The organism is Candidatus Acididesulfobacter guangdongensis, assembly GCA_004195045.1.
Taxonomy (GTDB): domain Bacteria; phylum SZUA-79; class SZUA-79; order Acidulodesulfobacterales; family Acidulodesulfobacteraceae; genus Acididesulfobacter; species Acididesulfobacter guangdongensis.
Map to the genome: position 1 here is coordinate 401,837 of SGBC01000001.1, position 14,923 is coordinate 416,759.

At 32.6% G+C, this 14,923-nt stretch carries 14 protein-coding genes; all 14 read right to left on the reverse strand.

The features are described from left to right. Positions 1-115: 115 nt before the first annotated feature. The 14 genes from EVJ46_01855 to EVJ46_01920 all read right to left on the reverse strand — a co-directional run bounded on the left by EVJ46_01855 (position 116) and on the right by EVJ46_01920 (position 14,861). Complete coding sequence (locus EVJ46_01855; protein ID RZD17006.1) at positions 116-2,404, reverse strand: LPS-assembly protein LptD; 2,289 nt, start codon at positions 2,402-2,404, stop codon at positions 116-118. Between the two features lie 119 nt (positions 2,405-2,523). Next, positions 2,524-3,849 (reverse strand): bifunctional folylpolyglutamate synthase/dihydrofolate synthase, encoded by a 1,326-nt coding sequence (locus tag EVJ46_01860; protein RZD17007.1) that lies wholly within the window; start codon positions 3,847-3,849, stop codon positions 2,524-2,526. Between the two features lie 2 nt (positions 3,850-3,851). Continuing rightward, positions 3,852-4,703: an acetyl-CoA carboxylase carboxyltransferase subunit beta gene (locus EVJ46_01865; GenBank protein ID RZD17008.1), complete on the reverse strand. Its 852-nt coding sequence runs from the start codon at positions 4,701-4,703 to the stop codon at positions 3,852-3,854. Positions 4,704-4,820: 117 nt separating this feature from the next. Continuing rightward, positions 4,821-5,630, reverse strand: coding sequence for a tryptophan synthase subunit alpha (locus EVJ46_01870; GenBank protein ID RZD17009.1), 810 nt, complete (start codon positions 5,628-5,630; stop codon positions 4,821-4,823). A 54-nt stretch (positions 5,631-5,684) separates the two neighbouring features. Beyond that, positions 5,685-6,896 (reverse strand): tryptophan synthase subunit beta, encoded by a 1,212-nt coding sequence (trpB, locus tag EVJ46_01875; GenBank protein ID RZD17010.1) that lies wholly within the window; start codon positions 6,894-6,896, stop codon positions 5,685-5,687. A 36-nt stretch (positions 6,897-6,932) separates the two neighbouring features. After that, positions 6,933-7,604 carry a phosphoribosylanthranilate isomerase gene (locus tag EVJ46_01880; GenBank protein ID RZD17011.1) on the reverse strand — a complete coding sequence of 224 codons (672 nt, stop codon included), beginning with the start codon at positions 7,602-7,604 and terminating at the stop codon, positions 6,933-6,935. A 149-nt stretch (positions 7,605-7,753) separates the two neighbouring features. Beyond that, entirely contained in the window at positions 7,754-8,602 is an 849-nt protein-coding gene (trpC, locus tag EVJ46_01885) for an indole-3-glycerol phosphate synthase TrpC (GenBank protein RZD17012.1), read from the reverse strand. A 66-nt stretch (positions 8,603-8,668) separates the two neighbouring features. After that, complete coding sequence (gene trpD, locus EVJ46_01890) at positions 8,669-9,697, reverse strand: anthranilate phosphoribosyltransferase (protein RZD17013.1); 1,029 nt, start codon at positions 9,695-9,697, stop codon at positions 8,669-8,671. Next, positions 9,675-10,271: an aminodeoxychorismate/anthranilate synthase component II gene (locus EVJ46_01895; protein ID RZD17014.1), complete on the reverse strand. Its 597-nt coding sequence runs from the start codon at positions 10,269-10,271 to the stop codon at positions 9,675-9,677. Before EVJ46_01895 ends, trpD begins: the two co-directional genes overlap by 23 nt. A gap of 120 nt (positions 10,272-10,391) precedes the next feature. Continuing rightward, on the reverse strand, positions 10,392-11,963 hold the full coding sequence (locus EVJ46_01900; protein ID RZD17015.1) for an anthranilate synthase component I family protein: 1,572 nt from the start codon (positions 11,961-11,963) through the stop codon (positions 10,392-10,394). Between the two features lie 338 nt (positions 11,964-12,301). After that, positions 12,302-12,679 carry a 50S ribosomal protein L17 gene (gene rplQ, locus EVJ46_01905; protein ID RZD17016.1) on the reverse strand — a complete coding sequence of 126 codons (378 nt, stop codon included), beginning with the start codon at positions 12,677-12,679 and terminating at the stop codon, positions 12,302-12,304. Positions 12,680-12,707: 28 nt separating this feature from the next. Further along, the gene (locus tag EVJ46_01910; protein ID RZD17017.1) at positions 12,708-13,724 is read right to left on the reverse strand and encodes a DNA-directed RNA polymerase subunit alpha; all 1,017 of its coding nucleotides are present in this window, start codon (positions 13,722-13,724) and stop codon (positions 12,708-12,710) included. Between the two features lie 30 nt (positions 13,725-13,754). Continuing rightward, entirely contained in the window at positions 13,755-14,381 is a 627-nt protein-coding gene (locus EVJ46_01915) for a 30S ribosomal protein S4 (GenBank protein ID RZD17018.1), read from the reverse strand. An 84-nt stretch (positions 14,382-14,465) separates the two neighbouring features. Beyond that, on the reverse strand, positions 14,466-14,861 hold the full coding sequence (locus EVJ46_01920; protein RZD17019.1) for a 30S ribosomal protein S11: 396 nt from the start codon (positions 14,859-14,861) through the stop codon (positions 14,466-14,468). Between the last annotated feature and the right edge of the window lie 62 nt (positions 14,862-14,923).

The following is a 14,923-nucleotide window of genomic DNA, read 5'->3' on the forward strand; positions in this document are numbered from 1 at the left end:
ATCCTATCTTTTTTTCATATCCGCTGCAATATTATAAAATATAAATATTATAAAGATGATTGATATAGACAAGCTATATTAAAACATAGCGCGTTTGCCGACTCTGGTTCCGTCATTAAGGATTAAATGCGTAATTAGGCGACATTACGCTCATACCGCTCGAGTTCGACCCGGGACTGACCATATTTCCGAAACCGTAAGTCCCTATTCCTCTTAGCACTAAACCAAATGAAAAAGCCCACTGATGAAAATAGGGCATATTTGTATAACTTGCCACAAAACCTAAACAGCCGAGATTATACATTATTCCCACGGAATTAGAAATATCTTTGTGAATAGTGACATCGTAATTTTCAGCCAGATTCAGACTGAATCCGTCAATAATATTTAAATTAGTGCTCAGGCTTGCATAAGACAATGTACTGGTAGGAGTAATAAGCGAAAGACTCTGCGGAAATATCGACGCATTGCTTGGATTAAACATATTTAATGCGCCAAGATAACCCTGAATGTCATTGACTTCCGTATATCCTAATCCTAAAGAATCGTTTCTGTAGTCCGTAAGCTGCGTTCCCAAGTTGTAATTATCAAAAATATAATCGTAATCATCATAACTCCAAGAACCGAGGAAATATATGCTGCCAAATGGGTGATATCTTAATCTGCCTATTATATCCGAATTTGAATTATTATAGTTAAAATAATTTACAGGGTTAATGAAATTGCCGGAGAAAGAATGATACTGATATATATCAAATCTGAATAAATTTGATATAGCATTTTTAGAATAATTTTCAATATCCCAGTTAAATCCGTATTTAACAGCACTTTCAGGCGGTATATAATCCGTCTGGTCAAACAGAGGCAATCCGGATTGATTTACCGGTCTGACCAAATTGTAGTTAATGTAAGGTTTAACAAAAGAGATTGAACCGCTTCCCTTCTTATTATTTTCATAATTTTTAAATAAAGTTGCGCTGCCTGCAACACCGGCGTAATAAATTTCCCTGCTTTGATTTGAATAATTTTCGTTTGTTTCAGCGTTTTTAATATCATCATAGCCTGTGTATCTGAATCCTGCCGAAGGGGTTATATTTATGCCGCTTAGTAATTTTAGAGGCATATATAAATCTGGAAATATATCTAATCTGTTTGCGCTGTAATAATCGGCACTCCTGAGAACGTTCAGCGATGAATTAAATTTTAAATATAAAGGGGCGAAATAAAATTTTTTAAGCTCTTCTTCGCCGTTTAATGACAATCTTGGATATTCGTCAACTGTTGCATAATTTGCGAAAAACAGGTTATCCAATCTTAAAAAATTCATCCTTGCTGAGAAACCGCCAAAATCCTTCGTTGCGGAAAAGTTGGAAGACAGTCTATTTTTAGTCATCTGATAAACATTTGTAGAAAAATCTGTGTAGAAAGCCGGATCGCTCGGGATATTTAAATTAGTCTTAAACGACATTCCGTCAATAAAATCTATATTATGAGAAAATAATAAATATCTTGTAAGGTTGGACGACAGAGCAGCGCTCTTGGCGTTATTATCTTCATGCATATAAAAACCGTATATAGAACCGTGCGAAAATTGATTGAGACTATATCGGTATTTCAATGAGTTTCCTACACCTAAAAAACTGTAATAATTTAAATTATACGTAAGGTCTTGACTTTGACCAAGGTCGAAATAATATCCGTCGCCGGCCTGATAACCTGTAAGACTGCTATATCCGGCAGTAGGTATCAGCAATCCGGAAGATTTTTTTGTTTTAATCGGCATCACCATAAACGGAAAATACAGAACCGGCACATTATGTATATAAAATAGAGAATTATATGAAAATGCGTAATTTCCAACATATATATCTGAAAACGAAGAGTAGAGTTTCCATGAAGGCGGTTTTCTCCTGCATGAGGTTATATAGCCGTTTTGAACCTGATAAAATCCTTTGGCTTTATGTGTAATCTTTTGACCGTATATAAAAATATTTTTTTTTATATAATGTATATGCGAATCATAAATATCTCCGTATCTATTTTTTAAATATACTTTTAACTCTTTGGCTTTAGTGACGCTGCCTTTAGAATACGCTACAACGTGACCTGTCGCAATTGCAAAACCTGTTTTGTAGAAATATACTACCTTGTCGGCATATAGACGAAAATGTCGCCTCGTTATTAAAACATTTCCGGTAATAATATATTTGCTATACTTTTTATAATATATTATTTTATCTGCAACAATATTAATCCTTGTTGTTTTTTCTGTTGTTTTTTCTTTTTTGCTGCCGCCGGCTGCGATGTTTAAAGCATGAACGTTATTTGCATTAAAAATAGTAAAGCAGGCAACGATTATAATGCCTGTTAATTTTATAATTTTATTGTTTAAAAAATTTTGCATTATTTAACTTAAAATAGATTAAAAATAAATAAAAACAACAATAAATAAGAATAATACCGTAATGGATATTAAACAACAAGAGATATGCCATAAATACCGCAATAGAGATAGAGATACCGCTAAATGCCTAGTTGATTTTTTTTAAAGTCTCCAAGCAGATAGAGTGACCCGCACACCGCTATTATCCTGCGGCGGCTGTCGCCGTCTGCCGCATTATATAGCTGAAAGGCTCTATTCATAGCTTCTTTAATATCCGCTGCGGCATATGAACTATTAAAATATTTTAAATTGTCCGAATATTCTTTTAATAATTTTGCATCCATTGACCTTTCATTGTCAACATTTGAAAATATTATATCTGCCGTACAATCTTCGCTAACCGAATTTGACAATCGCCTGAGCATAGTTTTATAATCTTTGTCTTTCATTACTCCGAATACAAATATATAATTACTCTTTTTATAAATATTTTTTAAAGAACTGATTAAATTCTTTATTCCGTCAGGGTTATGCGCTCCGTCAAGAATTACCGCCGCATTATGTATATTCAGGATTTCAAATCTTCCGTCGTTTTTAAAATTAGATATGCCTTTCTTTACGCACTCTTCAGATAGATTCTTATTATAAATTTTATTTTTATAATATTTGAATAAAACTTCAATTGACAGCAGAACTACCGATAAATTATATTTATGATATGATGCATAAGAAGGCAATAATATATTTTCAAATGAGCTATCAATACCGTAATAATTATATAGATTTTTTTGATGCGTTATTTTAATTAAGTTTGTAGAAAAATACATAGCTTTTTTATGAATTGCTTCATTTATTAAAATTTCCCTTACGGCAGCTTTTCTTTCGCCGGTTATAAAAATAGAATTTCTTTTAATAATACCGGCTTTATCAAGGGCTATTTTTTTATATGAATTGCCTAAAATTTCAGAATGGTCTATTGAGATATTGGTAATTATAGACAGCAAAGGTTTATTTATAATATTGGTGGCATCCAGCATACCGCCGAGACCGGCTTCAATAACAGCGATATCAACATTCTTTTCCTTAAAATATTTAAAACAGATAGCGGTAGTTAATTCAAAAAAACTATTGTTAAATCCTCCGGCTAAGAAATAATTTTTCAGTCTCTCTAAATCGGCGTCGCTTATCTGTTCACCGTCAACGATTATCCTTTCATTAAATTTTAAAAGGTGCGGCGATGTATATAGTCCGACGTTTAAATCATGCGCTCTTAAAATTTCGTAGATAAACCTGCTTACCGAACCCTTTCCGTTAGTGCCGGTAATATGAATAAAATTAATACATTCCTGCGGATTATCTGCATATTTTAATAGTTCTCCGATACCGCTTAAACCGAAATTCATTTTAAAGCCTTGTTTTTTGTATAATTTTTCAACTGAATCAAGATTGTTGATTTCGGACTGCATTATTAATTATTGATTAATAAAGTCAAGAGATTTTTAAGAGTGTTCTTTATATCTTTTCTTTCCACTATCATATCTATCATACCGTGTTCTAGAAGATATTCAGCCCGTTGAAAACCTTCGGGAAGGTTTTGATGAATAGTTTTTTCAATTACCCTCGGACCAGCAAATCCTATAAGAGCTTTAGGTTCGGCTATCATAACATCTCCTATGCTTGCAAAAGATGCCGAAACGCCTCCTGTAGTCGGGTCGGTCAAAACAGATATATAAGGAAGCCGCGTTTTTTCGTACTCTGAAATTACTGCAATGGTTTTAGCCATCTGCATTAAAGAAAAAATACCTTCCTGCATTCTTGCCCCTCCTGAAGAAGTAAATATTATGACAGGCAATTTTTTTTCAATAGCATATTCAAATGTTCTGGTTATTTTTTCTCCCACGACTCTACCCATAGAACCGCCCATAAAATTAAAATCAAAAATAATGGATGCCGCTTCTATTTTTTCTATTAAACCATATCCCGCGACAGCCGCATCGGATAATCCGGTTTTTTTATAATCTTCCTTCAATCTGTCTTTATATTTTTTTGTATCTTTAAAATCTAAAATATCATCAGGTTTTAAATCATCAAACAAACGCACGAAACTGCCTTCATCAAAAATTATCTTGATTCTGCTTGCAGAATTTATCCTGAAATGGTAATTGCATTTTGGGCATACTTCAAGGTTTCTTTCAAGTTCTTTCTTGTAAATAATCTCGCTGCATCCCTGGCATTTTACCCATAAACCTTCAGGAATACCTCCTTGTTTATTACTATCTTTTTTATCTTTATCATTTTTTTTTAATTTAAATAAATGCATATACGCTACAAAATATATATTATATTATATTATTCACATTACATTACATATTCTAACATAATGATTGATTTGCTATTAATTAAATTTATCACTTTAATCTTATTCTTTTAAGATTTTTTACATAAGACTTGATTTGATGCCGCAAGAGAATTCCGAAATACTTTTAATAATATTCCTTTTATCGTTTAAATTATTTTCAATAAATTGAATGATTTTTGAACCTATAATAATTGCATCTGCGTAATTTTTTATTTCTTCAGCCTGTTCAGGACTGGATATTCCAAACCCTATTCCGACAGGAATATCTTTAATATTCTTTATTTCTTCCACTTTTGAGCGCATTTCCGCAGGAAGACTTCTTCTCGCGCCTGTCACTCCCGTAACGCTGACATAATACACAAAACCTTTTGCATATGAAGTGATCAGTTTAATTCTAGACATATCGGAAGTCGGCGCCAATAAAAAAATCTGGTCTATATTTTTTTTGTCGATAAATTGCTTTAATTCAACAGATTCTTCAGGAGGCAAATCAACGACAAGAACCCCGTCTATTCCGGCTGCCGAAGCGCTATCTGCAAATTCTGAAGTACGGTAGGCAAAAATAGGATTGTAGTAAGTAAAAAATATTACAGGGATTTCTGAGATTTCCCTCAACCTTGCGACAAAGTTGAAAGCATCAGCCATAGTTACACGATTTTTCAATGCTCTTTCATACGATTTTTGTATAACTTTACCGTCTGCCATAGGATCTGAAAAAGGATATCCCAATTCAATCATATCCGCCCCGTTGGATATTAATGCCTTCGCTATGTCAAACGAAGTTTCTATATCGGGGTCTCCAATTGAAATAAAGGGAATAAATGCAGTTTTTCCTGCTTTTTTATAATTTGCAAAAAGCTCATCTATTTTATTTATACCGTTCGCCATATTATTTCGATCCCTGTTCTTATTAATTAAATTTAACTATCATTTTTATTGCAATTATTTATTATTGCAATTCTGCTCTTCCGTAATTTTATTTTCTGATATATAACCTGCAATTGTTTCCATATCTTTATCTCCTCTGCCTGAAAGATTTACGATAACTGTTTTACCCTTGATTTCATTTTTAATTTTATCAAGGTATGCAACGGCATGTGAGCTTTCTATAGCCGGAATAATCCCTTCTAATCTGCATAGCAGCTTAAATGCTTCTATTGCTTCTTTATCGGTTATAGTATCATAAATTATTCTTTTTTTATCCGCATAAAAACTATGTTCAGGTCCTACTCCGGGATAATCTAACCCTGCGGCTATTGAATGAGCTTCCTTGATTCTTCCGTCTTCATCCTGTAATAAGTAGGTTTTATTACCGTGCAGGACCCCCGGCTTTCCTCCTGATATGGATGCGGCATGCTTTCCTGTTTCTAAACCGAATCCGCCGGCTTCGACCCCGTACATTTTTACTTCTTTATATTTTAAAAAAGGATGAAATAAACCGATAGCATTACTTCCTCCACCTATACAGGCAATCAAAATATCCGGAAATTTGTCTATCTGTTTTAACTCTTTTAAAACTTCTTTTCCTATAACAGACTGAAAATCTCTGACCATCTCAGGATAAGGATGCATTCCCGCAGCAGTGCCTATCATATAATAAGTCGTTCTCACGTTAGTAATCCAATCTCTTATAGCTTCATTCATAGCATCTTTCAATGTTGACGACCCGGCATTAACCGGAGTTACTTTTGCTCCGAGCACTTCCATTCTTAACACATTTTGTTTTTGCCGTTCAATATCTTTGATACCCATAAACACTTCGCACTCAATGTCAAATAAAGCACATACCGTCGCCGTAGCAACCCCGTGCTGCCCTGCCCCTGTTTCCGCTATTATCCTTTTTTTACCCATTTTAACGGCAAGTAAAGCCTGGCCAAGCGTATTATTTAATTTATGCGAACCTGTATGATTTAAATCCTCTCTTTTGAGATATATATTGGAAGAATAAAGCTTTGATAATCTGGAAGCATAATAAAGCGGCGTCGGTCTTCCGGCATAATTTTTTAAATAACTTCTCAGTTCGTCTTTAAACTCTTTATTGTTTTTAATTTTTTTATAAAATTCTTCCAATTCTAATATTGCCGGCATTAAAGTTTCAGAAATGTACCTTCCTCCGTATTCTCCAAAATGCCCTTTGCTGTCTGGATATTTCATTTTATCTCCAACTATTTTATCAGAATATAGTTCATGTTATTTACTATTGGCAAATAATAACTTCATTTTATTATAATCTTTTTTTCCGGGAAATTTTTCAATTTTACTTGAAAGGTCAACGCCATACGGTTTCAAATTATTATTTATATAATTTATATTAGCCGGAGAAACGCCGCCTGCGATAATTTTATCAGATAAATCTAAACTTTTAATTATATTCCAGTCGAAAACAGTTCCTGTTCCGCCGTATATGCCCCGTCCGGCGTAGGTATCAAGCAATATATTAACCCCTGAAGATTCATATAGATGAACCGTGGCTATGTCAGTCTCGTTATTTATGTGAACGGCTTTAACAATATTACGCTCATAGCCGTATTTTTTTAAATTTTCGATATAATCAAGTGTTTCGCTGCCTGAAAGCTGGATAATATCTATACCAGTTTCGCTGATTATTTTATCCAAATCGGTTAAATCTGCATCGACAAATATCCCCGCCGTTAAAACACCTTTTTTTGTCTCAAAAAAATTTTTTTCTGAATTTAAATTAATATTGTTAATTTCAGCAATGATTTTCTTTGCATTTTCAATGCCAATATTTCTCTTTGAGTTTTTATAAAAAACAAAACCTAAGCAATCAGCGCCTAATTCAACTGCATTAATAGCATCTTCTAAATTTGTTATGCCGCATATTTTAATCTTTATAGCCATACTATATAAATACCTTAATCCTTCAATAGAAAGTTATCTTTTGCTTAACCGAGCAAAGAAATGCATAAATATTTTCTATTGCAGGATTAAGGAAATACTGCTTAATAAAATATTATAATAATTGAATGCTATATTACTTATTAAATAAATTAAATATCTGAATAATTATCAACAGGATAAGGTTCTAAAAAATATTTAATCTGTGATTCTACATCTTCAGACGTAACTAAAGCTTCACCTATTAAAAAAGAATTTATACCGCGATGAATAAGCACCTCTATATCCTGCCGTTTATGTATTCCGCTTTCAGCGACTACTATAATGCCCGGGGCTATTTTTTTTGCCAGATTCATTGTTTTAGAAATATCCGTTTTAAAAGTGGTTAAATCTCTGTTGTTTATTCCTATTATCTCAGCTCCTGATTCTAGTGCAATATCCAATTCGTATTCATCTGAAATTTCCGTAAGCACATCCATAGACAATTCCCTTGCAAGGGAGAGAAAATTTAGATAATCTTCTTTTGAAATCGCCTTTAAAATCAGAAGAACCGCATCAGCGCCTATTATTTTCGATTCAAAGACCTGTATTTCATCTATTATAAAATCTTTTCTTAAAATTGGCAATTTTACTGCATTTTTAACTTTTATAATATCCCCTGTATCACCCATAAAAAATTTTTTATCGGTAAGAACTGAAATGGCGCTCGCACCTGAATTTTCATACTTTTTTGCAAGCATTTCAGGTTTATAATCATGAATAAACAATCCTTTTGAAGGAGATGCTTTTTTAAGTTCGGCTATTATACTGCATATTTTAAAGGCAACCGCCTCTCCATTAGAACGAGGCTTTAGAGCTTTTTTAAAATTTCTGCTTTCATAGAAAGTTTCTCGTGCGTCTTTTATATAATTCCGTATATTTATTTTTTCTTTGAACTTTTCAACTTCAACTCTTTTATTATTTAAAATTTCGTCTAATATCACGCGTAAACTCCATATCATCTGTTATGCAATTATTTAATTTAATATTATTTAATTTAATTTATATTTGCATTCATATATCACTTATTACGTTTTGCTGTTAGATATTTTTATAAATTCTTTCAGAGTTTTTTCTGCATTGCCGGATTCGATGCTCTGTCTTGCCAAACAAATAGATTCGCTCAAATCATCCGTTTTACCGGAAGCTTTAATAGCAAACCCTGCATTTAAAATTGCCATATCGCTTTTAGGCGATTTTTTGCCTGAAACTATATCTTTAATTATAGCAGCGTTTTCAGCTGCGGAAAATGCTTGCAGTTCTTTAATGTCGCATAGATTAAAACCTAAATCTTCTGGATTTATTTCATAGGAAATTTCTATCCCGTCATTAATTTCATACACAGTCGTCTTATCTGATAAACTAACTTCGTCTATGCCGTCTTTGCCATATACCGCATAAACTCTTTGAAGCCCCAACAATTTTATTGCGCCGGCAATTTTTTTTCCTATTTCTCCTGAGTAAACCCCTATTACCTGATTTTTGGCATTAAAAGGATTAGTCAAAGGACCTAGAATATTAAATATTGTTTTAATTCCCAATTCTCTTCTGACAGGAGCAGCGAATTTCATAGCTCCATGAAACTTTGGCGCAAATAAAAAACCTATATTAGCCTCTTCAATAGATTTTACGACTGTATTTATATCAGCTTGGATATTAACGCCTAATTCTTGGAAAACATCGGCGCTCCCCGATTTAGAAGAAACTGCGTAATTCCCATGTTTTGCAATTTTGACCCCTGCTCCTGCCGCTATAATTGCAGCGCATGTAGAAACATTAAAAGTATTTTTATAATCCCCGCCCGTTCCGCACGTATCAACCAGTTCAAATTGGATACTATCCGGTATCGCTGCTTCAACCGCATTGCTCCTCATAGCTTTAGCAGCTCCTACTATCTCCTCTACCGTCTCTCCTTTAGCTTTTAACCCTGTTAAAATTGATGCTATTTGTGCGTTGGTAAGCTCTCCGAGGAATATTCTATTGAAGATTTTAAACGTCTCATCTTCGGTTAAATCAATGCTATTTGTCAATGTTTCAATAATTTCTTTTATTTCCATATGCTTCACATTGTAAAAAATTATTAATTATATTTTTCCCTTGAAAAGTTAGTACGGATTCAGGATGAAACTGCACGCCGTATACGTTATACCCTTTAAGCTCTATTGCCATAATTTCATTGTCATATTTAGAATAAGCCGTAATAGTTATAATATCAGGAATATTTTTTTTGCTTATTACAAGAGAATGGTATCTGGTCGCTTCAAAAGATTCAGGAATACCCTTAAATAAAAGGGACGTCGAATCGTGTTTTATAGATGAAACCTTTCCGTGCATAATATTTGCCGCTCGGATTATTTCCGCTCCAAATGCGTATCCTATTGCTTGATGCCCCAAACATACACCTAGTATCGGTATCTTATTATAAAACTTTTTAATTATATCAACTGAAATTCCTGCTTCAGACGGCGATTTAGGACCTGGCGATATGATAATTTTATCAGGATTTATTTTTTTAATATTATCAATGCTGATTTCATCATTTCTATATACAATTACCTTATGTCCTAATTCACCGACATACTGCACTATATTGTAAGTAAATGAATCGTAGTTATCTATAACTAATATCATAATTATTAGTCCTTATACGCCTTTTATGTATCCTGCCTGTCTTTTAGACATCAAAATAAATATTAAAATAAATAATAAATAAGCATCGCGTCGTATCTATTTATATAATTAAACCTTCATTTAACCGGCTGCTCTGCTATCAGCGCATAGTTTGCCGGCTATATCGAACGCTGTTATGAGATGCTTTAATTTATTTTCAGTTTCCGCAAATTCATTTTCAGGCGTAGAATCAAAAACTATCCCGCCTGCAGCCTGGATATAACATGCAGATTTATTAAATAACGCAGTTCTGATAGTAATGCAAAATTCCATTTTTTCGCACTTACCGTTATTTAAAAATCCAAAATATCCAACGCCTCCACCGTATACCCCCCTTTTGGAATCTTCCATTTCGTTAATTAATTCCATTGCTCTCACTTTTGGCGCGCCGGTTAAGGTTCCTGCAGGGAATGTTGCTCTGATAAGGTCAAACGCATCAAACTTTTCATCTATCTCCGCAACTATGTTTGTAACTATATGCTGAACATGCGAATATTTTTCTATATACATTAGCTTATCAACTTTGACAGTTCCTATTTTAGATACCCTTCCTATATCATTTCTTCCCAAATCCACGAGCATAACATGCTCAGCCCTTTCCTTCGGATCATCAAGGAGTTTCAATGCCAGCATTTCATCTTCTTCCGGATTGGAACCTCTTATGATAGTTCCGGCTATCGGTCTTGTTTCAATTATATTATCAGATAATTTAATTAAATTTTCAGGCGAAGATCCTGCTATAATAAAATCATTTATTTTAAGATAGAACATATATGGAGAAGGATTAACTAATCTTAAGGCGCGATAAAAACAAAAAGGATTGGGGTAATTTAAAATTTTTTTTCTTCTAGAAATTTGAATCTGAAATATATCTCCTTTAAGAATATAATCTTTGGCTTTTAATACTTTTTCTTTATACAGATTAAAATCAACCTCGTCAATTATTTCTATATTTCCCGATTTTAAGTTTTCGTCCAATACCTTTTCAACAGCGTTGTTGCAGTTTCTATTCCTTATTTTACCGACAATGCTTTTAATATTATTAATTGCATCATCAAATTTTTCTTCAATATTTTCTGAAAAATCGTCATTTATTAGGAGAACTACAATTAATATTTTTTGTAATAAAGAATCATATATTATAATATTTTTAGGCAGCATTAAAAAAAGGTCCGGCACATCGGTTACATCTTTTTTAGTCGGAGGAAGTTTTTCAATTAAACTGCAGATTTCATAACCTAAATATCCGAATAAACCGGCTGTAAAATTTTCAGGAAGATCTTCATTATATATTTTATATTGTGAGATTATTTCTTTAAGAAAAGAAAATATATCTTTATTGTCAATTTCATCTAAACTGTAATTATAAGTAGAAATGTCAGATGAAATATTATTCTTTTCTGCAAATTTGTTAAATACTATATTTTTACCTAAAAGACTGACTGTAAAATGAGGATTCAAACAAATAAAAGAATATCGCCCCCATTTACCAACACCTTCAGCGCTTTCAAAAAAAAATGAAAAAGGTTCATCAGAAAATACGGAAAATATAGATACAGGGGTTTCCATATCTCCGGTAATTTCTTTTATTATAGGAATTACATTATATGATAATGCAATATCTTTTATATTGCTTTTGTTTATTATTGACATAATTAGGCAATTATATCACAATTTTATTAAATTAAACATAATTATATATTGTTTAATCTAATACACAATAAGTGCGTTATATTTAATATTTGACTATATAAAATATAATTATGGAGGCTGTGCCGCAGCAATAGATTTTGTAATTCTTAATGATTTTTTTACAAATCTTATTGTAAATTTAATAAAAAAAAGGAAAAGGTGTCAGATTTTATTTTTTTTGCATATAGAGTAGTTCAATTAACAAAGAAAATATTTGCAAAAAAAAATTAATCTGACACCTTTTCCAATAAGTGCGTCCATAAAATAAATCAGATGCTTTTTATGAAGACGCTTTCTAATTATTTATTTTTTTCTTGCTTGTCTTCAGAGACAAATTCAATAAATCCTAAAGGACTGACATCTCCTGCCCTGAATCCGGTTTTTATAATTCTTGTATAACCGCCTGGTCTTTCTTTGAATCTTGGACTAATTTCTCCAAATAATTTTTTTGTTGCGGACTTATTCCTTAATCTTGAAAACGCTAGTCTTCTATTTGACGTAGTATCGTTTTTTCCAAGCGTTATAAGTTTTTCTATATAGCTTCTAATAACCCTTGCTTTTGGAAGAGTGGTTTCAATTCTTTCGTGCTCTATCATAGATGCCGCCATATTTCTTAAAAGCGCAGACCTATGAGACGACGTTCTATTTAGTCTAGACTTAATTTTTCTGTGACGCATTTTTTACCTCTGTCTATTTAGTTAATTCCTAATTATTTTCTTTTGTTTCTTCAATATTTTTAACATTATCTAATTTCATACCAAGACTAAGTCCCATAGTTGCAAGGACTTCTTTAATTTCATTCAGCGATTTTCTTCCAAAATTTTTAGTTCTTAGCATTTCATTTTCAGATTTTTGAACTAATTCAAATAATGTTCTGATATCCGCATTTTTTAAACAATTGGCTGACCTTACTGATAATTCTAATTCGTCAACACTCTTATGAAGATTGTCGTTGTTTTTTTCTTCTACGACTATTTCTTCATTCGCATTAATGCTTTTTGGAAGCATTTGCTCCATTTCTTCAAAAGATACAAAAACCGACAATTGATCCTGCATAATTCCAGAAGCCTCTTTTAATGCATCTTCCGGCGTAATATACCCGTTTGTAAATATTTCCATCACTAATCTATCGTAATCTATTATTTTACCTACCCTTGCATACGAAACATCTACAGTAACTTTTTTAATTGGAGAATATGCCACATCGAGAGTAATAGTACCCAATGAAGCATCTTCGCGCTTTATAACCTCGCTTGAAACATATCCTCTGCCGCTCGTAACTAACATTTCAGCTTTAAAATGACCGCCTTTTGATATCGTAAACAATTTCTTTTCTTTATTTATAACTTCTATATTCTGAGACGTTTTTATATCCGAAGCAAAAACATCGCCTTCGGTATCTGTATCAAGATAAACAATCTCTTGTCCGCCGTCTGAAAACAGGTTAAAATCAACCTCTTTTAAGTTCAGGATTATTTCCGTAACATCTTCTGTTACACCTGGAATTGTGGAGAACTCATGATATACATTGTCAAATTTAACTTCTGAAATTTTATGACCCATAATAGACGATAGCAATATTCTTCTTAATGAATTGCCGATAGTAATACCGAATCCTCTTTCTAAAGGTTCAACAATCAATTTTCCATAATAATCCGTATATGTTTCCTTTTCAAATTCTATTCTTTTTGGCTTAATGAGTGAAAGCCAACTTTTTTTCATATTGCCTCCAAAAAAAATTATATTAGGCTCCTATTTAGAATACAGCTCAACAATAAGTTTTTCGTTTATTGAAGTAGCAATATCATCTCGTTCAGGATAATTCTTGTAAACACCTTTGTATGCATCCTTATCGACTTCCAACCAATTATAAGTATTTTTTCTAATGGACAATTCTATAGATTTATTAACGAGATCATTTTTTTTACTTTTTTCGGACATTGTTATTTCGTCTCCAATGTTCACGGTATATGACGGAATATCTAATTTTTTACCGTTTACTTTCACATGTCCATGCCTGATTAGTTGTCTTGAGAACGAACGTGAACTAGCAAAACCCATTTCATAAATAACATTGTCTAATCTTCTTTCAAGCAATATTAATAGGTTTTCTCCGGTTATACCTTCCATTTTTTCAGCTAAACGATAAACTTTTTTAAATTGTTTTTCCATAAGACTATATGTTTTTCTTAATTTTTGTTTTTCTCTTAATTGCTCTCCAAATTCAGAAAACTTTCCCCTTCCTCCTTTATGCTGACCCGGACCGTAAGCTTTTCTTTCAATAGCGCACTTATCCGTAAGGCATCTTTCACCTTTTAAAAAAAGCTTTAATCCTTCTCTTCTGCATATTCTGCATCTGGCTTCAGTATATTTAGCCATTTATCAACCTCTTTATTAAAATTAATGTTATTAATAAACTATTTGCAAATATAAATAAAATAAGCTGTCTCTATATAATAGAGCTCAAACACGTCTTCTTTTAGAAGGTCTGCAGCCATTGTGAGGTATCGGCGTAACATCTTTAATAACCGTAATGTTCAAACCTGAACTTTGAAGAGCCCTCAGAGCACTTTCTCTTCCGCTGCCAGGACCTTTAATGTATACTTCTATGTTTGATACTCCATATTCAGAAACTTTTTTAGCGGCGTTTTCTGCAGCTATCTGACCGGCATAAGGAGTGCTTTTTCTTGAACCTTTAAAACCTGAACTGCCTGAGCTTGCCCATGCAATAACATTACCATTTAAATCTGAGATGCTTACTATCGTGTTGTTAAATGTTGATTTTACGTGAGCTATAGCATTCTGTATTGTTTTTTTTTCTTTTTTTTTCTTAATTGTCTTTTTCTTCTGTTCAGCCATTTAAACCTCTTAAGTAATTCAAATTATTATAATTTCAATTAATAAAGTTTATTAATCCAATC